The sequence below is a fragment of the Enterococcus sp. MSG3290 genome, assembly GCF_050555565.1.
In the GTDB taxonomy this organism is placed as follows: Bacteria; Bacillota; Bacilli; order Lactobacillales; family Enterococcaceae; genus Enterococcus_B; species Enterococcus_B faecium.
Window position 1 is genome coordinate 1,000,159 of record NZ_CP187862.1, and the last position, 25,307, is coordinate 1,025,465.

35 protein-coding genes are annotated in these 25,307 nt (G+C 36.7%); 33 read left to right on the top strand and 2 right to left on the bottom strand.

Features of this window, described 5'->3' with window-relative positions:
- Window positions 1-74 precede the first annotated feature (74 nt).
- Genes IGL31_RS04680 through IGL31_RS04695 form a run of 4 tightly spaced genes read left to right on the top strand, consistent with a single transcriptional unit; the run spans window position 75 to window position 2,432 of the window.
- Window positions 75-965 carry a recombinase RecT gene (locus IGL31_RS04680; protein ID WP_086299744.1) on the top strand — a complete coding sequence of 297 codons (891 nt, stop codon included), beginning with the start codon at window positions 75-77 and terminating at the stop codon, window positions 963-965.
- A gap of 48 nt (window positions 966-1,013) precedes the next feature.
- On the top strand, window positions 1,014-1,904 hold the full coding sequence (locus tag IGL31_RS04685; RefSeq protein ID WP_086299743.1) for a DnaD domain protein: 891 nt from the start codon (window positions 1,014-1,016) through the stop codon (window positions 1,902-1,904).
- Window positions 1,897-2,256: a DUF1064 domain-containing protein gene (locus IGL31_RS04690; RefSeq protein ID WP_086299742.1), complete on the top strand. Its 360-nt coding sequence runs from the start codon at window positions 1,897-1,899 to the stop codon at window positions 2,254-2,256. The genes IGL31_RS04685 and IGL31_RS04690 overlap by 8 nt, the downstream gene beginning before the upstream one ends.
- 14 nt (window positions 2,257-2,270) lie before the next feature.
- Window positions 2,271-2,432 carry an antitoxin gene (locus IGL31_RS04695; protein WP_086299741.1) on the top strand — a complete coding sequence of 54 codons (162 nt, stop codon included), beginning with the start codon at window positions 2,271-2,273 and terminating at the stop codon, window positions 2,430-2,432.
- Window positions 2,433-2,477: 45 nt separating this feature from the next.
- Here the strand turns inward: IGL31_RS04695 and IGL31_RS04700 are convergent, their stop codons facing one another.
- Window positions 2,478-2,693 (bottom strand): DUF3955 domain-containing protein, encoded by a 216-nt coding sequence (locus tag IGL31_RS04700; protein ID WP_010732298.1) that lies wholly within the window; start codon window positions 2,691-2,693, stop codon window positions 2,478-2,480.
- Between the two features lie 260 nt (window positions 2,694-2,953).
- Window positions 2,954-3,592: a CPBP family intramembrane glutamic endopeptidase gene (locus tag IGL31_RS04705; RefSeq protein ID WP_086299740.1), complete on the bottom strand. Its 639-nt coding sequence runs from the start codon at window positions 3,590-3,592 to the stop codon at window positions 2,954-2,956.
- 192 nt (window positions 3,593-3,784) lie between these two features.
- On the opposite strand from IGL31_RS04705, the gene IGL31_RS04710 reads away from it, so the two are divergent.
- From IGL31_RS04710 to IGL31_RS04850, 29 genes are all read left to right on the top strand, one after another.
- The gene (locus IGL31_RS04710) at window positions 3,785-3,988 is read left to right on the top strand and encodes a toxin PIN (RefSeq protein ID WP_086299739.1); all 204 of its coding nucleotides are present in this window, start codon (window positions 3,785-3,787) and stop codon (window positions 3,986-3,988) included.
- Entirely contained in the window at window positions 3,985-4,284 is a 300-nt protein-coding gene (locus tag IGL31_RS04715) for a hypothetical protein (protein WP_086299738.1), read from the top strand. The genes IGL31_RS04710 and IGL31_RS04715 overlap by 4 nt, the downstream gene beginning before the upstream one ends.
- A gap of 21 nt (window positions 4,285-4,305) precedes the next feature.
- Window positions 4,306-4,533, top strand: coding sequence for a helix-turn-helix transcriptional regulator (locus tag IGL31_RS04720; RefSeq protein ID WP_002314901.1), 228 nt, complete (start codon window positions 4,306-4,308; stop codon window positions 4,531-4,533).
- A 146-nt stretch (window positions 4,534-4,679) separates the two neighbouring features.
- Complete coding sequence (locus IGL31_RS04725) at window positions 4,680-4,859, top strand: XtrA/YqaO family protein (RefSeq protein ID WP_081156593.1); 180 nt, start codon at window positions 4,680-4,682, stop codon at window positions 4,857-4,859.
- A 99-nt stretch (window positions 4,860-4,958) separates the two neighbouring features.
- Window positions 4,959-5,546, top strand: coding sequence for a positive control factor (locus IGL31_RS04730; protein ID WP_081156594.1), 588 nt, complete (start codon window positions 4,959-4,961; stop codon window positions 5,544-5,546).
- Window positions 5,547-5,799: 253 nt separating this feature from the next.
- The gene (locus IGL31_RS04735; protein WP_081156595.1) at window positions 5,800-6,024 is read left to right on the top strand and encodes a hypothetical protein; all 225 of its coding nucleotides are present in this window, start codon (window positions 5,800-5,802) and stop codon (window positions 6,022-6,024) included.
- A 42-nt stretch (window positions 6,025-6,066) separates the two neighbouring features.
- The gene (gene terS, locus IGL31_RS04740) at window positions 6,067-6,771 is read left to right on the top strand and encodes a phage terminase small subunit (protein ID WP_081156596.1); all 705 of its coding nucleotides are present in this window, start codon (window positions 6,067-6,069) and stop codon (window positions 6,769-6,771) included.
- Window positions 6,755-8,044: a PBSX family phage terminase large subunit gene (locus IGL31_RS04745; protein ID WP_081156597.1), complete on the top strand. Its 1,290-nt coding sequence runs from the start codon at window positions 6,755-6,757 to the stop codon at window positions 8,042-8,044. The genes terS and IGL31_RS04745 overlap by 17 nt, the downstream gene beginning before the upstream one ends.
- Window positions 8,045-8,059: 15 nt before the next feature.
- Entirely contained in the window at window positions 8,060-9,559 is a 1,500-nt protein-coding gene (locus tag IGL31_RS04750) for a phage portal protein (RefSeq protein ID WP_086299737.1), read from the top strand.
- Window positions 9,556-9,762 (top strand): hypothetical protein, encoded by a 207-nt coding sequence (locus IGL31_RS04755; protein WP_081156599.1) that lies wholly within the window; start codon window positions 9,556-9,558, stop codon window positions 9,760-9,762. Before IGL31_RS04750 ends, IGL31_RS04755 begins: the two co-directional genes overlap by 4 nt.
- A 5-nt stretch (window positions 9,763-9,767) precedes the next feature.
- Window positions 9,768-10,931, top strand: a complete 1,164-nt coding sequence (locus IGL31_RS04760; RefSeq protein WP_086299736.1) for a phage minor capsid protein — start codon at window positions 9,768-9,770, stop codon at window positions 10,929-10,931.
- A 112-nt stretch (window positions 10,932-11,043) separates the two neighbouring features.
- Window positions 11,044-11,601, top strand: coding sequence for a phage scaffolding protein (locus tag IGL31_RS04765; RefSeq protein WP_086299735.1), 558 nt, complete (start codon window positions 11,044-11,046; stop codon window positions 11,599-11,601).
- A 13-nt stretch (window positions 11,602-11,614) separates the two neighbouring features.
- On the top strand, window positions 11,615-12,502 hold the full coding sequence (locus IGL31_RS04770; RefSeq protein ID WP_086299734.1) for a phage capsid protein: 888 nt from the start codon (window positions 11,615-11,617) through the stop codon (window positions 12,500-12,502).
- A 17-nt stretch (window positions 12,503-12,519) separates the two neighbouring features.
- Window positions 12,520-12,768: an Ig-like domain-containing protein gene (locus tag IGL31_RS04775; RefSeq protein ID WP_086299733.1), complete on the top strand. Its 249-nt coding sequence runs from the start codon at window positions 12,520-12,522 to the stop codon at window positions 12,766-12,768.
- Window positions 12,769-12,800: 32 nt separating this feature from the next.
- A complete protein-coding gene (locus IGL31_RS04780; protein WP_010732313.1) occupies window positions 12,801-13,205 on the top strand; it encodes a hypothetical protein in 405 nt (134 codons plus the stop codon).
- Window positions 13,199-13,540: a putative minor capsid protein gene (locus IGL31_RS04785; RefSeq protein ID WP_086299732.1), complete on the top strand. Its 342-nt coding sequence runs from the start codon at window positions 13,199-13,201 to the stop codon at window positions 13,538-13,540. Before IGL31_RS04780 ends, IGL31_RS04785 begins: the two co-directional genes overlap by 7 nt.
- Window positions 13,540-13,866, top strand: coding sequence for a minor capsid protein (locus tag IGL31_RS04790; protein WP_086299731.1), 327 nt, complete (start codon window positions 13,540-13,542; stop codon window positions 13,864-13,866). The genes IGL31_RS04785 and IGL31_RS04790 overlap by 1 nt, the downstream gene beginning before the upstream one ends.
- Complete coding sequence (locus tag IGL31_RS04795; protein WP_002330828.1) at window positions 13,866-14,267, top strand: minor capsid protein; 402 nt, start codon at window positions 13,866-13,868, stop codon at window positions 14,265-14,267. The genes IGL31_RS04790 and IGL31_RS04795 overlap by 1 nt, the downstream gene beginning before the upstream one ends.
- Window positions 14,264-14,722, top strand: coding sequence for a phage tail tube protein (locus IGL31_RS04800; RefSeq protein WP_086299730.1), 459 nt, complete (start codon window positions 14,264-14,266; stop codon window positions 14,720-14,722). The genes IGL31_RS04795 and IGL31_RS04800 overlap by 4 nt, the downstream gene beginning before the upstream one ends.
- 25 nt (window positions 14,723-14,747) lie before the next feature.
- A complete protein-coding gene (locus IGL31_RS04805; RefSeq protein WP_086299729.1) occupies window positions 14,748-15,062 on the top strand; it encodes a fibronectin type III domain-containing protein in 315 nt (104 codons plus the stop codon).
- A 40-nt stretch (window positions 15,063-15,102) separates the two neighbouring features.
- A complete protein-coding gene (locus tag IGL31_RS04810) occupies window positions 15,103-15,552 on the top strand; it encodes a hypothetical protein (RefSeq protein ID WP_086299728.1) in 450 nt (149 codons plus the stop codon).
- 8 nt (window positions 15,553-15,560) lie between these two features.
- Window positions 15,561-16,142 (top strand): Gp15 family bacteriophage protein, encoded by a 582-nt coding sequence (locus tag IGL31_RS04815; RefSeq protein ID WP_002326214.1) that lies wholly within the window; start codon window positions 15,561-15,563, stop codon window positions 16,140-16,142.
- A complete protein-coding gene (locus tag IGL31_RS04820) occupies window positions 16,135-19,617 on the top strand; it encodes a tape measure protein (protein ID WP_086299727.1) in 3,483 nt (1,160 codons plus the stop codon). The genes IGL31_RS04815 and IGL31_RS04820 overlap by 8 nt, the downstream gene beginning before the upstream one ends.
- A 4-nt stretch (window positions 19,618-19,621) precedes the next feature.
- Window positions 19,622-20,455 carry a phage tail family protein gene (locus IGL31_RS04825; RefSeq protein WP_086299726.1) on the top strand — a complete coding sequence of 278 codons (834 nt, stop codon included), beginning with the start codon at window positions 19,622-19,624 and terminating at the stop codon, window positions 20,453-20,455.
- Window positions 20,456-20,463: 8 nt separating this feature from the next.
- Window positions 20,464-21,507 (top strand): phage tail protein, encoded by a 1,044-nt coding sequence (locus tag IGL31_RS04830; protein WP_086299725.1) that lies wholly within the window; start codon window positions 20,464-20,466, stop codon window positions 21,505-21,507.
- Window positions 21,507-22,556, top strand: a complete 1,050-nt coding sequence (locus tag IGL31_RS04835; RefSeq protein WP_086299724.1) for a hypothetical protein — start codon at window positions 21,507-21,509, stop codon at window positions 22,554-22,556. Before IGL31_RS04830 ends, IGL31_RS04835 begins: the two co-directional genes overlap by 1 nt.
- Window positions 22,556-24,661: a BppU family phage baseplate upper protein gene (locus tag IGL31_RS04840; protein WP_086299723.1), complete on the top strand. Its 2,106-nt coding sequence runs from the start codon at window positions 22,556-22,558 to the stop codon at window positions 24,659-24,661. Before IGL31_RS04835 ends, IGL31_RS04840 begins: the two co-directional genes overlap by 1 nt.
- Window positions 24,662-24,672: 11 nt before the next feature.
- On the top strand, window positions 24,673-25,119 hold the full coding sequence (locus tag IGL31_RS04845; RefSeq protein ID WP_086299722.1) for a hypothetical protein: 447 nt from the start codon (window positions 24,673-24,675) through the stop codon (window positions 25,117-25,119).
- A gap of 1 nt (window position 25,120) precedes the next feature.
- On the top strand, window positions 25,121-25,249 hold the full coding sequence (locus IGL31_RS04850) for an XkdX family protein (RefSeq protein ID WP_083314616.1): 129 nt from the start codon (window positions 25,121-25,123) through the stop codon (window positions 25,247-25,249).
- Window positions 25,250-25,307: the final 58 nt, after the last annotated feature.

A 25,307-nucleotide genomic window follows, 5' to 3' on the forward strand; every position in this document is an offset into this window, starting at 1 on the left:
TGGAAGCGAAGTTAGAGAAACATCTTGGAGTTATTGTACGATTTGTGGATTACCACTGAAGGAGGAAAAGAACAATGGCAACAAATGAATCGTTAAAAAACCAATTGTCAGAAAAGCCACAGAAACAAGTTGCACCAGGACAGTTAGGACTTAAAGCTCTAATGAATACACCAACAATGAGAAAGAAATTTGAAGAAGTACTTCATGACAATGCTAATGCTTTTATGTCGAATGTTATGACTCTTGTATCTAATGATAGTTATCTTGCAGATAGTGAACCAATGTCTATCATGAGTGGTGCGTTAACTGCTGCAACATTAAATCTTGGGCTAGATAAGAATTTAGGTTATGCATATTTAGTTCCATTCAATAGTAAAAACAAGCAAACAGGAAAATGGGAAAAGAAAGCTCAATTCATGCTTGGCTATAAAGGTTATATCCAACTAGCCCAACGTTCAGGTAAATACAAAGCATTAAACGTGATTGAAGTTTACGAAGGAGAATTAAAGAGCTGGAACCGACTAACCGAAGAGTTCGAGTTTGATCCTAACGGTCGAACATCTGACAAGGTCATTGGATATGTAGGTTACTTCGAGTTACTGAATGGATTCAAAAAAACTGTTTATTGGACTAAACAAGAAATTGAAGCACATCGGATTGCTAACAATAAAGATCGAGATAAGACAAAGTTAAGTGGTGTGTGGGCATCTGATTACAATGCAATGGCACGAAAAACTGTTCTGAGAAATCTTCTTTCTAAATGGGGGATCTTGTCCATCGAAATGCAAGAAGCCACCACATCGGATGAGAGAGTCCAAAGAGTTCAAGAAGATGGCAGCATTATTGCTGAAACAGAAGTTGAAGAAGATATTCCTGAAATAAAAGAAGCAGAGGTTATTTCTGAAGAACACGAAGATGTACAAACTGGATTATTTGATGCATCTAATCCGCCGTTAAATAAATAATGAGGGAGTTTTCTCCCTCAAATTACTAGAACGAAAGGAGGGACTCAATTGGATTACATCGGACAGCTTAATGCTTTCGACAATTGGCTTGAATATAACGAGCTTGGCGCTGGTCCCCAATTGCTTTGGTACAAGCTTATGGCTATAGCAAACAGAAGTGGATGGCAGAGCGAATTATCGATTGCCAATACAAGGCTACAAGCAATGACTAAAACGTCTGAAAAAACATTGATTAATAATCGAAACCAATTGATCCAAAATGGACTCCTTCAATATAAAAAGAGAGGTCGTACAAAAGCTGGAGTTTATATTCTTTCCGATCTAACTGGAAATTTTACAGTAAAAACTACAGTAGATAATACAGTAGAAAATCCCACTACTGGAAGTATTCCAGTAGATAGTAAAGTAAATTCGAAAGTAAATAGGGAAGTAAATCCTTCAGTAGATTCTACAGTAAATCCTTCAGCTTATATAAACAATACAAAACAAAACAAGACAAATAAAGAAGATGATATAGGCGTGTATGAGTTCATCCAAAAAAACTGGGGGAAAGCACCTACTGGACTTTTGCAAGGAGCATTAGGACCGATGATTAAAGCTTGGGGAGCAGATATGATTCTCTTTGCTTTTAAATTAGCTTTCGAAAACAACGTCGAGATGCCAGGATTGAAAAAATACGTTGAAGCGATATTAAATTCATGGAGTAATCAAGGGATTAAGACAATGGAATCAGCAGAAAAAGCCCAAGAAGCTTTTAAGAGCAAGAAAAAACAAAACTATCTTCCTAAACGTCAGAACAACGTACGGCGTGAAAAGTTACCTGATTGGGTCAACAAACCTCAAGAAGAAAAGGCACTAGATCCTGATAAAAAAGCAGAATTAGAAGCCCGCTTTGCTGCTTATCAGGCTAAGAAGGAGGCGCTTCTTGAGAATGAATAAATATCGTAATCGAAAAACTATCCATCGAGGTATCAAGTTCGATTCTATCGCAGAAGCAAAGTACTACGATCTAGCCTTGTGGCAAGCGGAAGCGAACGGCTGGAAAGTAAAACTTCAGGAAAGATTTGAGCTGATGCCGAAATTTGAACTAGACGGAAAGAAGTATCGCAAGATCGAGTATATTCCCGACTTCACATTTTATAAAAACGGTAAGCTTGTCAAAGTCGTAGATGTTAAAGGGATGCAGACAAAAGACTTTAAGATCAAGGCGAAATTGTTTTGTCATAAATATCAAGTTCCGTTGATTTTAGCTAAAAAATATCGGAATACGTTCAAGGAAGAGCGTTTTTAACGAGGTGGTCCATCATGACAATAGAAGAAGTGATTCAAATGCGTATTCGAAGCCTTCAGCGTGAGATTGCCGATCTGGAACGAACAAAGGCAGTGATGGTCAATGAAACGGCTAGAAAGGCAATCAATTTGCACATAGAGAACTTAAGAAGGGAAATTCGTAGATTGGAGGAATGAGCGTGGATAAGAAAGCAGCAATGAAAAAAACGACCAAATGGCCGTTTACTTCGATACAGTATTGATAAATTTTCCTTTGAATAATTGATACAGTGCTGTAAAAACTGAGATGATAAGAGACAAATAGCCTAATGGAATACAAAAGAATGCAGGCTCAATCAACATACCGTTTGCATCAAGATGTGAACCGACAATTGCAGAAGTCATAAATAAAATCACACTTACAATAAAAAATAAAATAGAAATGTCATATTTTTTCATAAGTATCTCCTCCTTATTTTTGAATTATAAATGAAAATGCTTAAGAAAAGGTATGAGTGACAAAATTGTTAGAAGTTAACTCTCTAAAAGATCGAAAATTTAAGAAGGGAACGTTCAGAATATGCCAGACATCAGAATTGAAGATTATCGAATTATCAGTGATTCATTGTTTCATCGTGTTTGAAGGTAATACAATGTAATTGATTAATTACCCAACCAAATAAAAAAGCTAATCTAATTTAGATTAGCAAGTATGAATATTATCCAAAGTAATAGGCTAATAAAATAGCGGTTAAATCAAATATTAAATGGACCGCATAACTGGTCACTATAGAATTACTTTTAATTGCCGCTTGGTTAAAAATTAACCTTGCAACACCTTGTATTAAAAGAATATGGACTAGAGTATGAAATACATTACCATTGTCATAGGTTGAATAATGAATCAATCCAAATAAAATTGCGGAAAAAACACTAGCGATAGGAATACTGAATTTACTAGAAAAGATTGAAAGAAAATAAATAGAAAATAGTTCTTCACCTAGTATCATTATAGGCAAAACGATTAACAATAGTGGCTGAAAGGCTTCAGTAACAGAATTTCCTGAAAGATTCCAATGCAATAAATTTTCCAAAACATAGGATACGATAAAACTCACAACGATGTTTAGAAGTAAATAGATAAAAATATTTTTTATTGGAGCGATAGGTTTAGAAAATAAATACTTTATATTTCCTTTTCCGTAAACATAACGAAACGCTATGAGACCTGTGACAGTTAAAGCTAAAATGCTAATTACAGATGGGCCATATAATAAACCTAATATACCTAATATAACAATGAGTGTACCTAATATCAATTTGCCAGCATTTAAATCTCTTTTTAATAATTTATTCATGTGCATCATCTCCTGATAAGCTTATTGTAAAGCAAATGTAATTATACACTTTAAGATAAAATAACCTATATTTTTTAACTTAAAACATAAGTGGAAAACGTTTTAATGAGGAAAAATTAATTTAACTATTTTTTGTTGTTGAATTGATTGAAAATTCATATATAGCGAATAGATTGTGAAGGAGGAATTAGTATGAACAACAGACACCGAAGAGTAACAAAAGTGAGAAAACAAGAACTGAATGCACTAAAGGCAAAGTTTGAAAAAGAATACGGAATTTCTGTAGAAGAAACATATAAAGTGGCAAGTCAGTGTGTTGCAGATGCAAGTGACGCTATTCGAAAGTTTGGAATTTCAATATTAAATGATGATCGTAAATGGGAGGAAATAAGATGAAACTAAAAGACGGATTTTACGCTAGCAGTCATGGTATTGGCGGTTTAATGCTAGACATGCTGACTAAGAACCCTAAAACACATAAGAAACCAAAAGTCAAAGTCGGTGACATGGTCCGCTGTGAAGCAGAGGAGTTCATCTATCCGTTTCGTGGATATGTAGAGCATGTCTATAATCACTCGGCGATCATTCGTATTGAAAACACGATGGAATGCGATAAATGGACAGCGAAAAGCAAAGAGAATTTAGCAGTGGTGAGATTGGTGGATATGGAGATTATAAAAAGAGAATTATAAGTTATATAAGGAGAAATCAATATGAATGACAAATTTATCAATAAAAATGACTTAGACTCATTGTTAGTAGGATATGTGCCTAAACGCTATTTGACTCAAAAAGAAGCAGTTCATTATACAGGGACATCTGCAGGAACGATAAATGAGTGGGTAAAAAAAGGATTGAAAGTAATCATATTCGGTGAAAACAGCCGTCCAAAATATGACATCAAAGATATCGATGAGTTTATTGCTAAATATAAAGTATGAAGAATTATTGAAGGAGATAATAGTGAATTCATTATCAGCATAATATTATTAATAAACATAAACAGCAAGCCATTATTAGCTCGCTGCTCGTGACAAATATGATTTGCCCCTGCCAAGGTAAGTCTATTATATCACAGGAGGCAGCTATGGAGTTAAAGGTAATTGAATTAAGCGACATTGAAAAAATGCAAGGAGAACATTGTTTAATCATTATTTCAAACGGTCAAATGAAAAGTGTCGAGCTTCCTTCGTTTGGAACAACAGTTATAGAATCTCATTGCAATAAAGTTAAGCAAGTTAAAGAAGAAGTAAAACAACTATTTTAAATATTATCCTACCAGAAGACTGGCGGATACAAGTTAACAAGAATTTTCTTGTTGATTTGTGTCCGCTTTTTTATTTGCGAAATTGAGGAGGCTATCTATATGAATGAGTTGATTCAAGAATACAAAACTGACTTGAATACATTGAAAAAACAGCATCAAAAAATTTTAAATAAACGATATCGCGTGCCTGTTAACGAAAACGGGAGAGTGATACATAAATTAATAGATGATCGCACTCCTCAAGACATCGCAGACCAAAAAGTGATAGCAGAAGCTATATCAACAACAGAATATGCTTTATTTTGGCTAGAAACAGGGAGAGAAAAACCATTTGATGATGAACAAGCTAAGAAGATACCAAAACATAGGAGAGCCATTAAAGTGGCAGATATCGATGTTATGAGTTATCAAGTTTACTTGCAAGAAATAGAAAAACCAGCTGAAGAGACGATTTCCCCAAAGAAAAAAGAAATGTTGCTCCAAGTGACGGAGATAGAATCTTTATTGTCTAATAAAGAACTGACATTATTCCATCTGATCAATAAAGATCTATGCACTTATGGAGAAGCTGCTGAAAAAATGGACTTAGCTGTTGGAACAGTCAAATCTATGTCTCAGAGGATAAAAAATAAGATTGATAATTATTTTGAATATGGACACCAAATCAACCTTTTTGAGATTAGCTAAAATTTGTAAACCATTCCCACCTATAAGTGAAGGCAATTATTAGATGAGACACTCACAAATTAATTCATTTTTTTATTCCGAATAATTGTTCTTCAAAAATAAAACATGCATCGTTTTCGATGCTTCTTCTTTAACGATAGTCGGTGGCAACCAACATAAATAAAAAGGATGTGAACTCAACTCCTCCTAAAACGTTCTTATTATCTATTTGTTGTCGCTGGCTATTTCATACATATTTTAGGGAGGAAAGCCGATGAGGAACTACTGGTATGTGTCATTGATCAACGATTATCCAAGATGTAAAGATTGTCGTGATAAAAGAGTTGTTCAATCTGTTCAAATGAAAAGCAAATATTCTGTTATAGAGATGATCAGAGAAGCCGAACCGAATGAAATTGATGCATGCCGTTTAGTCTATTGCGGTCATGGTTTCTATTCAGATGAACATATACAAATTAACCTATCTAAATACATCTAAGTTACAAAACAAATGTTGCAAACAAGCGAGGTGGTGTCACATGTGAAGAAATACGAACTAGCTAAAGATGATTATGAAAAAGGATTGAAATATAGAGAAATAGCTGAAAAATATGGTGTATCCATCAGCACAGTAAAATCGTGGAAGTCACGTTACTGGTCTCGAGAAAAGGTTGCAACCAAGAACGCAACTATTCCGAACAACAAAGGAGCGCCAGAGGACAACAAAAACGCTGTTACCCATGGCCTTTTTGCCAATTGGTTACCTTCTGAAACATTAGAAATTATGAATGAGGTTGCAACCTCCAAACCTGAGGATATCTTATGGAATAATATTATGATCCAGTACACAGCTATTATCAGAGCACAGAAAATCATGTTTGTGGATTATGAGGATAGTTTGTCCAAAGAAGTTTCTAAGTGGTCGTCGAGTGATTCTGGAAGTTCAGAAGAATATGCTATTCAATATGCTTGGGATAAACAAGCTAATTTTATGAACGCACAGTCAAGAGCAATGAGCACATTATCAAATTTGATAAAGCAGTTCATTAATATTGCTGACGAAAAAGACGAAAGACGTAAGAAGTTGGAATTGATGGAATCACAAATAATCAAAGCGAAAGCAGATGCAGACATCGCTAAAAATAGTGCTGAGAAACTCACTGCTGGTGGGAAAGTCAATGATCTACTTCAAGCTCTCTTAGATGTTAAGTCTGGAGGTAATGGAAGTAATGAAGCTGAAGTTTAGCCCGAAGCAGATTAGCAATATTAATCAAGTGGTTCAAGGGATTGCTTTTGAATTGAATGAAGGAACACCTCGTAGTGGGAAGACAACTTCCGATATTTTTAAAATGGCTGATTTTTATTTGAGATCCCCTGATCAAAACCATCTTGTAACTGCTTATAACCAGGAACAAGCTTATCGAATGTTTATGGATGGAGATGGATTAGGCTTGGTCCATATATTTGATGGTTGTTCCGATATACGACACGATGAACATGGTGATCATCTGTTGTTATATGCTCCAAACGGTGAAAAGAAAATTTATTATAAAGGCGGAGGGAAGATAAACTCTGTTGGTGCTATCACGGGTATGTCTTTAGGCTCTGTGACATTTCTCGAATTTAATCTATTGCACAAAGACTTTATCAATGAATGCTTTAGACGGACATTTGCCGCTGAATGGCGTTACCACTTAGGAGAACAGAACCCACCAGCGCCAAACCATCCTAATCTTGAATTGCTTGAACGTTTTGAGAAGTCAGGACGTTTTTTATTTCGTCATTGGACACCGAACGACAATCCAATTTTAAGTGAGGAGCGAAAGAAAGAACTTTTTGATGAGCTTTCTAGTAGTGAATATCTTCTAGAACGTGACTGGTACGGACATCGAGTATTACCGCAAGGTGTTATCTATGCTATGTTTGGCAAGAACAACAAAGCTACCGAGATAAAGGGGAATATAATTGAAACATTTTTTACTGCAGATGGTGGGCAAGCTGATGCTACGACTTGTGCTTTTTGGGTGGTTACTCATCACGAAGGAAAGTTTTATTTGTATCGTTTAGCTAACTACTATCATAGCGGAACTGAGACTGGAGAAACCAAGGCGATGTCTACATACGCTAAAGAAATCAAAAAGTTTGTTGAGTGGTGCTATACAAAATGGAAATATCTCCCTCGATGGAACTGGTTCTTTGTCGATCCAGCATGTAAAACACTAAGAACAGAACTGAATTTAATTGGTATTGAGACTGATAAAGCTGACAATAATAGTTCTGACAAAGTTTCGAGTAATGGATTGAAAATCGAAGTCGGCATTGAACGTCTCCAAAATACAATGACTAGTGGGCAATTCATTATCTTGGAAAACGGAGAAGAATATGATCACTACAATTTTGAAAAAGAAATATCTATGTACGTAAGAAATGACAATGGATTACCGATTGATAAATATAATCACGCTCTCGATGAAGCGAGATATGGAAACAATTATTTCTACAAAACTTACATCGCCTAGAAAAGAGGTGGACAAATGTTCGACAAATTAAAAGCTTTGTTTAGGATTGGAGGTGCAAAAATAGGAATGGTTGAAACGTTGAATAGTATCACAGATCATCCAAAGATTGCTATGAGTGATAGCGAATTAAGTCGAATAAGGAACAATAAAGAAATTTATAGAAACGTTTATGGGGACATAGAATATATCAATAGTGATGGTTATAGGCAGACGCGTCCTTTTCACTCGTTGAACGTATCCAAAGTAGTGTCCAGAAAGTTATCTAAGCTAGTATTCAACGATGGATGCAACATCAGTTTGGATGATGAAAAAGCTGATGAATTTTTGCAGTCGGTATTTGCTGACAATAAATTCAGGAAAAACTTCGGAGAAGAGCTAGAGGCTGGTTATGCCATTGGCGGTTTAGCTTTGAGGCCTTACGTGGATACCAATTCAGGTAAAATCAAAATTTCGTTTTGTCGAGCTGATACATTTTTCCCTCTACAATCCAATACCAATGATATTTCAGAAGCAGCCATCGCTACTGTAACTCAGCAAGCCGAGGGACAAAAGACAATCTATTATACTTTGCTAGAATTTCATGAATGGGTTGACGGAAAGTACCGCATCAGAAACGAATTGTATCGATCTGAAGAACAAAAGCAAGTTGGTGTGAGGATCCCTCTCAACTCTTTAGAAAAGTACAAAAATCTGCAGGAGGAGACGATCTTAGATGGTTTTAGTCGTCCTCTTTTTGTGTATATAAAGCTAGCGGGTAAAAATAATATTAATTTAGATAGCCCACTAAGTTTGGGTGTGATCGACAACGCTAAGCGACAATTGGCAGATATCAATGAAAAATACGATGAGTTTATGTGGGAAATAGAAGAAGCTAGAAGAAAAATTTTAGCATCTGATCACTTTTTCAGAGTTAAATATGACAGCAATGGGAAACCAGTGAAGCGGTTTGACAGTAAAACATCTGTTTTTCAACGGCTTAAATCTGATGAAGCTTTTATTGATGAATTCGCTCCATCATTGCGATCAACTGAATTTATAGCAAGTATCAATTTCATTTTGCGAATTATTGAGCTCCAGACAGGCTTTTCTAGTGGAACATTTAGTTTTGATGGCCAGTCTGTTAAAACAGCGACGGAGATAATTAGTGAAAACTCTGAAACTTTTTCTACTCGGTCAGATAATGTTCTTATTGTAGAAGAAGCGTTGAAAGAATTGATCACTACGATTTTTGAACTTGCTGCGGCATACAAGTTATTTAATCCTATCAAAGAATTAGGAATAAATATCGACTTTGATGATGGTGTTTTCCAATCGCAAGATGCCAAGGCTGATTATTACTCTAAACTAGTAACAGCTGGCTTAACATCTAAGTTAACTGCTATTCAAAAACTTACTGGAGTTACAGAAAAAGAAGCAAAAAGGATAGTATATGAGATTAGAGCAGAGAATTTAGACATGGATTATTCGGAGCACGAACAGAAAAAAATTAATCAAGAATTGGGGGAAGAAGAATGAGTAATAATGTAATTAACTCAAAATCCGAAAAATTCCAATCTGTAGCTAGTGCTTTTGTGGATGGTTTACGGAGAGGTGTACATCAAGGAGACATAGAGATTCAAACTCAAATAAGTGACAAATTTATTGAAATACCTAAGTATCCGTTTGAGTTCGCCGCAAGAATTGGCGGGCCGTCGTTAACTAAATTAAGAAAGCTGTGATCTAAATGGATGTTACTCCTCATCAACTCGATCTTTGGTCTTCTAATATGGCTCATCTATATCAATCGTTAGAAGGCGAATTAATACGTATTATCATCAAACGATTGAATAGTGGGCACGATAATATTTTAGATTGGCAAAGAGAAAAACTGCAGCAGTTGCATCTATTTAATAAAGAAACTGCAAAAGTGATTTCTCAAATAACAGGAATTGCTGAGTCTGAAATTGAAAGTATGTTTGATAGCTCGGGAGAAAAGATAATCAGAGACTTAGACAAACAACTGCCTTACGATTCTAAGCCGTTACCATCGAATCTCGATAATGTCATGAAAGCTTATCATGATCAAGTATGGTCTGACATAAACAATTATGTGAATCAAACGTTACTATCTACCAATTTTGGCTACGGAACAGCTATCACTCAAATGTACACAGAAATAATTAACAAAACGACTGCTGCATTTAACAGCGGTCTTTTTACATTCGATGAAGCACTAGAAAGAACGATTCAAGGATGGGCTCAAAAAGGTATTAAGTCTACTTTTATTGATAAGGGAGGGCATACATGGAGCTTAGAGCGGTATGTTAGAACAGTCTTAAAGTCTACCCTATCAAATACCTATGACACATTAAGAAAAGTCCGCATGAGCGAGTATAGTGTCCACACAGTGCTAGTCACAAGCCATATGGGAGCAAGACAAGCATGCTCAAAGATTCAAGGTCATGTGGTTGACTTACGACCCATGTCTGACTTACCTCCCAATTGGAAATATAGAAGTATCTACGACCCGTATTGGCAAGCAGAATATGAAACTGCAGGCGGGCACCGAGGTGTAAATTGTCAACATCTGCATATCCCATTTATTCCTAGTGTCAATACAAATAATCAACCTAAATTCAACGAAAAAGAAAATAAAAGGGTTGCAGAATTAACTAAGAAGCAACGCTACCTAGAACGTCAGGTTGTGAAATATAAAAAGAATAGAATGGTCTCAGAAGCTCTCGGACAAGACGAAAACGCAAAAGGTTGGTCGAAGAAAATTAGAGCCACACAAAGTCGATTGCGTACTCTAGTTGATTCTAATGAGTATTTAAGTAGAAATTATGCAAGAGAAAAAGTTTATACACCAATTGGCACATTGCTAAAAGATTTCAGATATGATCAGTAAACAGCTATTTTTTAGCTGTTTTTATTTTGCCTTGTTTAGCCTGTTAAGGCGTAAAAGACAAACTGCTCCATCGTGTTCGTTGCCACGTTAAAACTCGAAAGGATGAAGAAGAATGAAAAGAGAACAATTGAAAGAACTGGGGTTAACAGATGAACAAGTAAATTCTGTGATGGGAATGCATGGACAAACTGTTACTGAATTGAACAAAAATCTTGCTACTGCAGAACAAGAACGCGATCAATTTAAAGAACAGCTTGATTCTAACCAAACAGAACTAGATGCACTTAAAGAATCTGCAAAAGGTGACGAGGAATTGACTCAACAACTTGCAGACTTACAGAGTAAATTTGATGCTGTTAAATCTGATTCTGAAAAAAAACTTGCAGAGCAACAAAAAGACTTTGCAATCAAGTTAGCTTTAAAAGAAGCGAATGCGCTTGATGAGAACATCGTCTTAGGTCTTTTAGATCGAGATACTATCAAGGTTACTGATGACGGATTGCAAGGATTCAATGAGCAATTAGAAGGTTTAAAAGAAAGCAAGTCCTTTCTGTTCCAAGAAAAGAATGAACCAAACCCAGCCACTCCACAAATTTTAGCAGGAGGAAATCCTCAAAGTGGAAGTGCGGATAATGATCCATTTTCGGCTAAATTAGCCAAATATAATTAAGGAGGCCAATAATATGGCAGGAGAAAACAATAATCAAACAGTACGCTCATATCAAAAGGAATTCAAAGCATTATTACAAGCGGTGTATAAAAAACAAGCCTATTTCAGTGAATTTTTTGGCGGAAAACTAGAAGCATTAGATGGAGTTACGAATAACCAAACAGCTTTTTATATTAAAACATCTGATATTCCAGTTGTAGTCGGTGCTGAATATAACAAAGAAGAAAATGTAGGATTTGGTACTGGGACAGGGAATTCAACGCGTTTTGGTAATCGTACAGAAATCATCTATGCAGATACCCCTGCTAATTACACTTGGGAATGGACATATCATGAAGGAATTGATCGTCATACGGTAAATGCAGATTTTACTGGAGCGATAGCTGACCGTTTAGACTTACAAGCGCAAGCGAAAGTCCAAAGATTCGATGACAAAGGCGGAGCATTTATTTCTAGTATCGCTGACAAAACTATTGAATTAGAAGCTGTCACTGCTGACAACTTGACGAAGCTTTTCAACGATTTGTCTACAACCTATACTAATTTAGAGACTGTAGGCACTAAGATGGCATGGGTCAAACCAGCGATTTACAACGCTCTAGTAGATCATCCGCTGACAACTACTGCTAAATCATCTAATACAAATGTTGACGAAAACGGAATTTTCAAATTTAAAGGTTTCATTATCAAAGAAGTTCCAGATGCTAAATTCCAAGAAGGTGAACTAGCATATACATCAATTGTCAGTGTGGGTAAACAATTTACTGGAATCAATACTTCCCGAACGATTGAGTCAGAAGACTTTGACGGAGTAGCTTTACAAGGAGCAGGTAAAGCGGGAGAGTTCATCCTTCCAGCAAATAAAAAAGCTGTTATGAAAGTCACCCTCCCAAAAGCGTAGCCCCTTCAAGCGTTACATTGAATAAAACAACACTAACGCTTGAAGTAGGGGCAACTGAAACATTAACGGCAACTGTTTTGCCTGAAAATGCAGCTGATAAATCTGTTCAGTTTTCTTCTAGCGATACAGCAATTGCTACTGTAACTCCTGTACAAGGAAAAGTCACAGGTGTTGCCGCAGGAACAGCAACGATTACTGGAACAACAGTAAATGGTAAAACAGCGACATGCGAAGTTACTGTAACAGAAGCAGGAGGAGGGGCATAGTTCCCTCTTCTTTTAATAAGGAGGGATGTTATATGCCTTATATTGAATTTGAAGAATTCAAAGATCTTACTGGGAAAACAGATGATTTTAAAGCTGCTTTCGAAAAGCATTTGTCAAAAGCAACTGCTGTTCTAGATAGCATCACTAACTATTTTTATCAATTTAATAAAATTGAGGAAGATCCAATTGGTTTTCGTGTAAAACAATTTAAGCTAGCTCTATGTTCACAAATTATATATTTCGATGAAGTTGGAGCAGATACTTATGAAAGTATCAATAATACACCACAAAGCTTTTCTGCTGGTAGAACAAGTATCTCAAACTCTAGTAGATATAATCCTTCAGGAAAAAATGAGAGTAAATCACTTGTTGCTGAGGATATCTATATTTATTTAGAAGGAACGGGTTTGTTATATCGAGGTGTGCCATCATGGTAATGCCAAAACCTCCAGTACAATTTCTAGTGGATTCTTTTATTTATCGAGAATATTTAGGAGAAGGAGACTATAACCAACCTATTTATGGAGATTATGTAACTATAGAAAATTGTCGGATTGACCGAGGAAGTCAGTATTCTTTTTCGCCAAGTGGCAAGCAGTTGCTCTATAATGCAGTAATTTTTTGTTATAACACTTTAACTATCCCTTTACCGAATTTTAAAGAACAATCATTAGTTATTTATGATGGTAAAGAACATGTCATCACTAAGATCGATACAATTATAGAAGCGTATTCAGATGCTATCTATTCATACGAATTAGAGGTGATTTGATGGGTATTAAAGTTAATCTTGATGGAGTTAGAGCTAAAGTCAGCCCACAGGCTATGAAGCGAGGAAGATACGCATTAGCCAACCAAGCAATGGCTGACATGAACTCATTTGTACCTAAAAAGAATAATATCCTTCGCCAAAGTGCGCATATCAAAAGTGACGGCAACGCTATTCTGTATGAAACGAAATACGCAAGGAGACAGTTCTATCTAAATGGGAAAAAATATACTACTCCAGGAACAGGTCCAAGATGGGATCTTAAAGCAAAATCACTGTATATGCCTTCTTGGAAAAAAGCGTATCTGAAAGGAGCTGGTATCCAATAATGGATTTTATCGATCGGATAAAAGATAAGATTAATAGTATTCCAGAACTGCCATTAAAAATGAAAAAAGGCTATCTTTCTGCTGACGAAAGCTTAGTAATTTACCCATTACCAGGAGGGCAAAACCTTGTGGAATACTATGACGGTATTAAAGATGTACAACTAAATTTTGAAATTGCGATGAAGTCAAAAGATGGTCATAGAATTGAGCAAACGCTTTGGCTTATCTCTGATTCGTTAGAGCGTGTGTCAGACGTTGCTAGCTCTGATGGATCTTTTGAATTTAACAATTTAACTATAACGAGCAAACCTTTCATCAATGATGCTGATGAACAGGGTTGGTTCGTTTTTTTATTAGATTTTCAAACAAAATTAACTACTTTTGAGGGGGAAAATAAATGAGACGCAAAAATGCCTTACAAGCTTATTTTATTCAATTAATTACACCTACTAACACAGATGCGCCAACCGAAGACGGCTGGTTGGAGTTAGCAAAGTGGATTTCTAACGTTGATGATAATTCGAACGAAGAATCTGAAACTACTGGCTACTATGATGGGAACGGCGAAGGGGAGACAGACGTTACTTCTCATCAGTTAGGTTATTCATTTACAGGTTTATACGATGAAGATGATGCTGCGATGGCGGCTATTGAGGGCATGATTGGAAAATCAGGAGATGCTCGGAAAGTGTGGTTCAAAGTAGTATCTGCATCTGGTAAAAAACAACGTATTGGTAAAGCAACAGTAACAGAGCCAGTTGCTCAAGTCGGCGATGCTACTGCATACGGTGATTTCTCATGCGGTATCGCATTTGATAGCACACCAGAAGCAGAAGACGTTCCTGTTACACCCTAATGCACCCCAGAACGTAACTGGGGTTTTGAATGCTGATGGGTCAGTTTCTCTTTCTTGGGATGCAGTGCCCGAAGCAAAATCTTATATTCCACACTATACCGATGCGAATCAAACAGATCCGCACGAAGCTAACAAAATGGGGTATACGGAAACAAATTCTTGGACGTTATCAGCAGCAGATATGCCACATCTAGAAGCTGGCGATGAAATCCGTTTCTATATCCAAACTTACAATGTGGTTGGCCAAGGGGCTAATGATATCGAGAAAGCACGCTATTTGCATGATGGTGAATTCTTAGGTTCTGCTTGGTCCAGACCAGTAGTATTAATCAAAAAATAAGTCGAGCTGTCCGTCTGGGCAGCTTTTTTAGGAGGATAACATGACTAACAAATTATCATTTCAAATAGAGAAAAAAGGTTTTCCTATCAATATTGGAGAAGTAGAGTTCTTTTTCGATACTACTCCAGAAGAACTGACACGTTTTTTTGATACCCAAGCTGAATTTGAGGAACAGGTAAGGGAGCTTAAACAGCAACTTAAACAAATCGAGAATATCGAGCGGCCTAAAAAAGAAGACGCTATTAAGATTATTTCTCTAACGAAAGATTTAGCTAAGGCGGAATATGATTCGTTGCTTGGTGAAGGATCATTTGAAAAAATTTATTCTGTTTATCCTGATGCAGAACAATTAATAGAATTATTTGATCCAATCTCTTTTGAAGTTGCGGAAGCAATCGAAAAAGAAGCTTTGAAACGTAAAGATACACTTTCTAAGAAGAAAGCTGATTTATTGAAAAAGAAAGCATTGAAAAATAAGAAAAAGAAGTAGGTGATTAAATGCGGTTAAATGACCCGTTAGTCACTTCGATAGAGGTTGATGGTATAGAATTACCTATCGATTTAACATTTGATAATGTACTAGATGTTTTTGATATTTTGGAAGATAGTGATTTATTTCCAGAAGAAAAAGTGAATATGTGTTTAGAACTGTTGATCAGCGACTTTGAAAAAATTTTTCAAGGCTCGTCTGAACAACAGTTTTTATTATTTAACTACATTTTAGAAAATTATATTTCTGTAGGAGATAGTGATGGTGTTGAAACTGATCGTTTAGGCAATCCTATGCCTAATGCAGTTAAAGAAAAAAAGACCATCAGCCTAGTTCATGATGCTAAATACATCTATGCATCGTTCAGACAAATTGGCATCAATCTATTTGAAGAGCAAGGACGGATGATGTGGGAGGAATTCCAAGCGTTACTTGAGAGTTTGCCAGATGACACCATTCTTGCTCGAATCATCCAGATTAGGACATGGGAACCGAGCAAAGGAGAATCAGCTAAAGAAAAAGAACGCATGAGAAAGCTACAACAAAAATATGCATTGCCTGATTCGGAGGTAGGTGAAGACGATGGCTGATGGAAGGGTAGAGATAGAAGTTGATGTGGATGGCAAAGGCGTTACCATACTTAACAAGGGTCTTGATCAGTTAGAAGGTAAGAGTAATAAAGCAGGAGCCTCAATTAAAAATTTAGTTGTTTCCTTAGGCCTCGTTAAAGTTGCGGCGGCTGCTTTTAATGTTTTAAAGAATTCGCTAGATTCCGCAATTAGCCGTTTCGATACTATGCAAAAATTCCCTAAAGTAATGAAAGCTTTAGGTTTTAGTGCAGAGGACTCTCAGAGATCCATTAACAAATTATCCGATGGAATTGATGGTTTGCCAACTAAATTAGATGATGTTGTAGCAAGTACACAACAAATGACAGCAATCACTGGAGATTTAGATAGATCCACGGACACTGTTTTAGCATTAAACAATGCATTTCTTGCGTCTGGCGCTTCAACAGAAGATGCCAGTCGAGGTATGCAACAGTATAACCAGATGCTTTCGACTGGGCAAGTCGACTTAGAGAGCTGGAAAACTTTACAAGAAACCATGCCCCTTGCTTTGCAAAAAACAGCTGAAGCAATGGGATTTGTTGGGAAATCAGCTCAAAGAGATCTCTATAATGCGCTTAAAGAAGGAACAGTAACATTTGATCAATTCCAAGATAAACTGATTGAGCTAGGAACTGGAACAGGAATGTTGGCAATCTTGGCAAAGGAGAATTCGCTGGGGATCGCTACTTCATTCGGAAATCTAAGTAATGCTGTTTCTAAAGGTGTAGCTAATCTTATTACTAAGTTTGATGAACTGGTGCAGAAACTTACTGGTAAAACTATTGCTCAAAATATTGATAGTATGAAATCTATTATTAATGAATCATTTGAAGAAATGTCAAAAGTAATGGACATATTGATAGATAATACTGATGATATGATTTCTGCTTTTAAAGGCCTATTAGACATTGTGGAATTGTTAGCTCCAGCTTTTATTGCAGCCACTGGAGCGTATGTAGGCTTCAAAACAGCATTAGCTCTAGGTACATTAATAAGTTTTGTAGGAAAAATCTATGGAGTGATAACGGCCCTAGGTAGTATGGTCAGCATGTTTGGAGTATCTGGAACAGCTTACGCATTGTTATCTGCTATTATTCCAGCTGGTCTGACGGTATTTCAACTACTTTCAGGTGTTATAGGAGCAGCAGTTGCAGCTTTCATCTATTTTTATAAAACAAATGAAACGTTTCGAAATGGCATAAATAAAACTATTGAAGTTGTAAAATCTGGACTGATTAAGTCATTTGAATATCTAAAAGGAGTCTTTATTTCTATATTACCTACACTTCAAAAAGTAGCTGATACAGTAGGAAACTATCTTGTTAAAGGATTTCAAAAAGTTGTCGAAGTCGGATCAGCAATTGCTTCAGTAGCGGTACCAGCTTTTTTTAATTTTGTTGATGCAGTAAAAAGAATTGTTTCTTCTGGCATAGAAAGATTTGGCTCTACTCTTTCGCAAATAGGCTCTGTATTGTCAGGGATTTTTTCTTCTGGTATAGAATTGGCAGGTAATCTGCTGGAAAAATTTGGAGGAGCTTTTGGTAAAGTCGGCGGAGCAGTTTCTCTAGTTATCGGCATTTTGACTAAAGTAGCAATAGCAGCACTAGGGCTTACTGGTCCATTCGGATTAGCAGTTTCTTTAATTATTTCATTTATATCAGCGTGGGCTAAAACTGGCGATTTTAGTGCAGATGGAATCACAAAAGTGCTTGATCAATTAAGTGAAACAATTAGTAATGTGGCAGGTTCTATCTCTCAATATCTCCCGCAAATTATCGAAAGTATTACTTCTGTGATTACAAGTATTGTCGACAAAATAGTTGAAATGTTACCGCAACTAACAGAGATAGCTATACAGCTTATTCAAACATTGACGGATGCAATTGTTACTTATTTGCCTAAATTGATTGAAATAGCCACGAAAATAATAACTACTATTGTACAAGGCATTTCATTAGCTCTTCCCGCACTGCTATTGGCTGCAACAGAGATAATTACAAAACTCATTTCTGCTTTTGCTGAGCTTCTACCAAAAATTATTGAAGTTGGCACAAATTTGTTAACTATGCTTATTCAAGGGATCGTAGCAGCACTACCTACGATAATTGAAGTTGTCATTCAGATTATTAATACACTGATTGATGGGTTCTTAACAGTACTACCTATGCTTTTAGAAGTTGGATTACAAATCATCACTTCTCTCGTGAATGCGATAATAACTGCATTGCCTCAACTTGTTGAAGCATCTACCGTTATCGTTACTACTTTGCTAACAACAATTATTGAAGCTTTACCGACATTAATTTCTGCAGGAATACAAATGTTAATGGCGCTTATCGGAGGCATAATTTCTATTCTTCCGTTGTTAATAAATGCTGCTATCCAAATCACAATGGCTTTGATTAGTGCATTAATCAGTGCGCTTCCGCAAATTATTGCTGCTGGCATTCAGCTGTTATTAGCATTAATACAAGGAATAATCTCGATATTACCACAGTTGGTTGCAGCGGCAATTCAAATCACTATTGCCCTAGTTAATGCGTTGATTAGTGCATTGCCTCAAATGATATCAGCGGGTATTAAATTGATTGTTGCGTTGGTAGATGGAGTGATCTCAGTACTTCCTCAATTAGTATCAGCTGCTATTCAATTAATGGCTGCTTTGTTCAAAGCTTTAGTAAGTGCTATACCACAACTTTTATCAGCTGGTGTTCAATTGATCAACGCACTTATTAGAGGAATCTTGAGCTTATTGGGACAATTATTATCAGCTGGAGCGAGATTAATTACTGGATTATTGAGTACTATAGCTCAGTTTCTTGGACAAATGGTGAATGCTGGAGCCAATTTAATTAGAAACTTAGTTTCTGGGATTCTTAGTGTGATAGGGTCAGTAACCAGTGCAGTATCTAATATAGGAAACTCTATAATAGATACTTTGAGTGGGATTGATTTATTTGAAATTGGTTCAAACATCATACAAGGATTAATTAACGGTATCGGTTCAATGGTTGGAGCAGTTGCTTCTAAAATTTCTGAAGTAGCTGGAAACATTAAAGACAAAATAACTGGCGCGCTTGGAATTCATTCTCCATCACGTTGGATGAGAGATTACGTTGGTAAGTTTATCCCTCAAGGAATAGCTGTAGGTATCGAAGCAGATGCGAAATCTGCATATTCAGCAATGAATAAGCTTTCTAATGGTTTGATGAATTCTATCACGCCAGAATCAGCTCTTGGCACTTCAAGGATGGGGATGGCATCTGTTGGATCACAAATAGTTAATAATACCTACAACAATCATAAACAATTTGATGTTGAAAAGCTTGCACAAGTAATTGCAAAACAGCCAGTACGGGTCTCAAGTTATTTAGATGGAACTTTAGTAGGGGATAATATGGATCAACGTTTTGGAAAAGTATTGAATCGTAGATCGTACATGAGAGGAGAATAGGTTAATGAATGAGAAAACTCGTGTATATCTTGAATTTTCTGATGAAGTTGTCGAATTGACAAATAATTCTTATCTGAGATTGATTGAGATTAATATAGGTATGCCAGTGGCAAAAAATGAGTTTGTTGAGTTTTCTGGAACGAATGGAAAGCGTCTTTCGAACAGCTCGTTTGACGCTTTTCCTATTACTCTCTCATTTGACATTCGAAGTAGAGAGCAATCGATGTTTGACTTAGTTTTACAAAAGACGGAACTCCGCGAATTGTTTACTAGAGAACCGGAATTTTATCTAATTTACAGCAAAGAGCCAGGTAAAAAATATCGAGTAGTTTATGATTCTATTGACGATGAAAGAAAAGGCGTAATTTACACAAGATATACTGTAAATCTGGAAGCTATCAGAGGATATTCTGAATCCATCGCAACTACTTTAACGGATTTCAATCTAGAGGAAGAATGGCAATTCTCGCAAGGTCTAGTGGCGGAAGATTACAAGTACACGCATCAGACTAGTCACTTCATTATTTACAATGCTGGAAGCTTTGAAATTGATCCACGTGAACATTATCTGCGGATCGCATTAGAAGGGGAATCAGAAGGTAATGTAACGATCTTTAATAAAACGACTGGTGATCGATTTGTTTACTATCCATCACTTTCTACGAATCTCGGACAGACATTAGTCTTGGATGGCGTGATTCCAAAATTGAACGGTGTAAGTTGTGGAATCAATACGAATCACGGACTGATCAATTTGGTTGAGGGAGTCAATGAAATCGAAATTCAAAATATTACTCGCGTGAAATCTTCATGGGATTTCCGTTTCTTATATAAGTAGGTGATTGAGTGACTGATTTAATTATTCGAAATTATGAACAAACCAAAGAAGAAATCCTTGTCGGTTATGACAAGGGTTCTTTTTATGAAAACTGGCAACAAAATGAAACGTGGGAGATCGGCTTTACCGTTACCAGCAATTCGTTGAATCAAGAAGTATTTGATTTAGTCGAATACGAGTCTTCTGTTTTCTACAACGGACAGGAATTTGTGATCAAAGAAATGACTCGCAAAGCACTTGGACAGTTGTTGACGAAACAAGTAGTTGCGACACATATCTATTACACCGTTCAAGATGGCTATCAGTACAACACAGTGACAGGGTCGAGATCTATTAGTCAGTTACTCACGCATGTATTTAGTGCAGGTAGTCGCGGCTTTACATGGGAAGTTATTGATCCAAACAAGAAATTCCTTACAGTCGAACAAGAAAACTTTGGTAATGCGAATTACTTGAAGCTGATCAATGAGATTCTGTCTGACTATAATGCAGTCGTGATTCCGAATAATAAACATCTAACTTTTTATCCTGCCAGTGAGTACGGCCAACAGACGGAAGAACAGATTCGCTATAAATACAATACAGATGAAGTGTCGTTTGATATTGATACGTATTCCTTGAAGACGCAGATCAAAGGCTATGGAAAATTGAAGGATGGCGCAAATACTGAGAATCCTAAAGATAGTGACTATAGATTTACTCCTATCACTTACACAAGTCCTGAATCACAGAAGTGGGGAATCAGGATACAAGATCCTGTTAAGGATGAACGATATACCATATCAGGGAATATGCTCGAGCGGTTAAAGACAGACTTGCAAGACTATCCAAGTATTTCGGGATCCGTAACGTTGAAATGGAAAATCAGTCCCGACAAAGGCGATCACGTCCCATTCATTTATGAACCTTTGAATATCAATACGTACATTCAAGTGGTAGGAATCAAGACGTATCCAGCAATACCAAATAAGCCACCAGAAATCACATTGAGTAATACAAAGAAAACAATGACGTCGATACTCGCTGAAATGGCACAGAAAGGAGTGATTTGATGGGGTTATTAAAATTAATCAGTAACCGTATCTCTACAGAATGGAAAGAGAAATTTAATAAAAACATTGACTACCTCAATGATCTTGAAAAGAAACTATCTGTTCAAGACAAATCAACGAACAGTCGTATTGATAATCTCGTGCTTCATTCAGGCGGTGATTCTCCTAACGAAGTAGTGGATGCACGTGTAAATAATAAGGGAGAAATCTTTGATACATTACACGGAAGATTATTAGAACATGAAAACCTGTCGGACGAACAAATTAGTGAATTAATTACAAATGCCGCTAGTCAAAAAGCACAAGTAGAGCAATTAAACAAAGCAGTCCAACAAATCATTGGAGGGTATAACGAACCTATCAGTATCTATGTTTCAAAGGATGGAAACGACCAGACTGGAGATGGATCTCAAGAGAAACCATTTCTCACGATTCAAACTGCTGTTAATTCGGTTCCGCTCATTACAACTTCTACTGTCACTATTTGGATTAGTGATGGGGTGTATTTGGAAGACGTACTTGTCAACGGTTTAACGTTTAGAACGTTTGTCATACGTCCTTTAAACGATACCAGCACATTAGACCCTCAAGTATCTGATTGCCCAGTAAAAGTTAGAAGTATTATGTTCGCAACATGTACTGGCTATTGTCAAATCGTCGGAATGCAGATCGTTGATGCTGCAAATTCTCCACTTTTTCAAGGAAGACAGTATGGAATTGTCAATGAACAGAGTGGCTATATGGCTATTAGTCAGTGTAAATTTGCGGAGAATACTAAATCATTGGCATATAACGCTGTATACGTAGGTGGGACTTCTAAGATGAATATGTATGGTTCAACAACATTCATTAATCAAGACATAGCTGTGCAAGTTCGTTTGCTATCAGAGTTTAGCGTGGGCGACTTGAAAGGCTCAGGCAATAGCATTGGGGTGTACGTTGATGCAGCAACTGCTAGATATGCCAAGCCAGCTGCAGGATTTGCGACAACTGAAAATAGAATTATTGGTCGAGGATTGATTATCAATAATGGGCAGGTGTTAAGCTGATGGTTTATAAAATGAATGAATCGATCATTGTGATCCAAGCAGAAGCAATTAAGCCCATTAATACGAATGTTGTTTTTTGGTCGCATGATCGAGGAACAGCTAAGCTTCGAATGAAGTTAGTAAGAAAAAACGGGATTCCTCAGAGCCTACCAGAAGGAACTACGGTTCCTATTCGTCTGATATTTAAATCTGCAACAGCAGAAGGTGGATATGGAAAACATGACTATCTTGCCACCATTGAAGATCGTGTGAATGGTATTGTGTCTATCGTATTAGAAGATAATATTTTAGGATATGTCGGAAAAGTAGAAGGTAGCGTATATATTGATTTTCCAAACGACCGCTCGTTAGATACAGCTGGTCGTTTTACTTTTGACATCAAACGCAGTCAAATCGATGATAGTACACCAGAACTAGAAGATTATTATTTCAATGGTTTCAGTCAGACCATTGACAAAATCGAAAAAATTCTAGCTGATGGGAAGCAAGAGATTGAACAGAAAATTGCGGAATCTGAAACGCAGATTGAGGCGAAATTAAAAGACACAAACGACAAAATCACGAAAGCCAATCAAGATGTCGCAACTCTCAATACTAATATTGATAAGACAAATGATCGTATTGATCAAACCAATCAGCAAATCGGTGATCTCGGCAAGCTGAAAAAGATGTACTCCAATAGCATCGACTTCGGGAACTATGATTATTCGGGGAATCCGAATTTAATGAGTGTAATTAAAGCTTCTGATTTTCATCTAGAAGGTGATACTGTTGTAACAGATGTTTCTACTAATGCTATACACGTAATCTCGAAAGGTGCTGAACGACTCAACGCATTTACTTCAAATAACGCACCTAGTTTAATTAGTGGTAAAACGTACACCATAAGTGCAAAAGTTAAAGTAGATGAAGGTACAACTGGAGATATTAATACAATAAGAATATCTTATCGTAAAACTAACAATGGTACTATTTTATTAAGTGTTACTGCTAAAGATATTGAAATAGGTAAAGAAATAACGGTAAAGGCTACAGGTGTAGTAAATTATGAACTCACAGATTTATCAAGGTTTTATTTAACTATTGATCTTGAAGGGTATAGTAGTCGGATAAATGGTGGGGTAATAGTCAGTGACATTAAGATTGAAGAAGGCTCAACAGCCACACCATATCAACCTAACTTACTTGATGACCCTTACTGGGTAGGTAAAACATCGTTGGGTAAGAATATTGCAAATAAAGGTACGACGTTCCCAATCAAATCTAGCGAGTACCAAATATATAAAGCTAACATGGAAGAAGAGTATATATTAGGTCAAACATATACTATCACGCTTAAAGGAACAAAACCCGCGAGTCAAACATTTGTAGCGTATAATGATGGGGTTATTAGTTTTGGAAACCTAAAGCCAGTTGAGGGATTGACAGACGTATGGTCACTAACATTCACACCAACGAAAATCGCTTCAAATGCGCCTAAAGAATTTCGTATTTTTCAGTATCCGCAATCAACAGCAGGCGCATGCCAAATTGACTGGCTAAAGATTGAAAAAGGCAACACCCGAACTCCCAATATTAGTGAGTATAAATACTTCGGTGAAGGATTGAAAGACAGCAACAATCCGAACGACTACAGCTGGGACATCACACCTGAATATACTGAAAAAGGCTTGAATGATTCTGTGAGCTTAACCGAGCCTGAAACTGTTTTAGGGCTTAAAAACTTTGAGGATGGTTTGCAAATAGCGGGAAAAGAAGTTGCTATAGTTCCAGAAGATACCGGATGGGTAAATCTAACAGCGATCAACGGCCACTCCTGGAATAAACAGGGACAAATTAGGAGAATTGGAAAACTAGTGATGTTCCGTGGATCATTAAAAGGTAGCACGCTAAGTACACAAGATTTTTGTACGATTCCAGAAGGATTTAGACCAAGTAATCCAACTGATAATTATGAGTATCAATTCTTGTTACCACCACAAAGTAGCAATACTTTAGACAATGGCGGGATGGCTTATATCCGACCGAACGGCGTTTGCGGTCTACCTTCATTTAGGGGAACAGTCAACTTGTTTTTAGCACCAATTCAATACTATATAGACTAGGAGTGAAATGAATGAAAAACATTTGGAAATACGGGCGTACTGGCGGAGAGTACGCAGGAAAAGTGTTGGACGACATGCTTGTATCCGTTCCTTACACAGATCAGCCACCACTTGAAGGGGTACGTGCTGATGGTGAACCACTAACGATTGCTGATCAGATGTTTGATCCTAAATTGAACCAATGGATTGTTTTAGCAAACGCACTAGATCACAACGATTTAAACAATCTCAAAGCGATGTACAAGGCTCTGGAACATGAAAATGACAACCTAAAACAGCTAAATGCCAAACTCATGCTAAACGATGTAGCAATTAAACAGGAAAATACTGCATTGAAAGAAAAAGCTGATAGTTTAGCACAAATCAATTCAAAGACAATGCTTGCTTCGCTTCAAAACAGCAAGGATATTGCAGAAATTAAAGAGCAATTAAATCCAGAGACAGAAGGAGGCGAGTAGTATGTTTAGTTTTAGCGATGTGAAAATGATGTTTGACTGGGGCTGTTTTACAGAAGAACAGGTTCGTGAATTTGTTCCATTATGTATTACGGATGAAGAAGCGGATGAGATTATTAATAGCGAAGAATAGAAGCGTGCTCAAACGAGTGCGCTTTTTGTATGGCCAAAAATAGAAAGTGAAGGGTGGA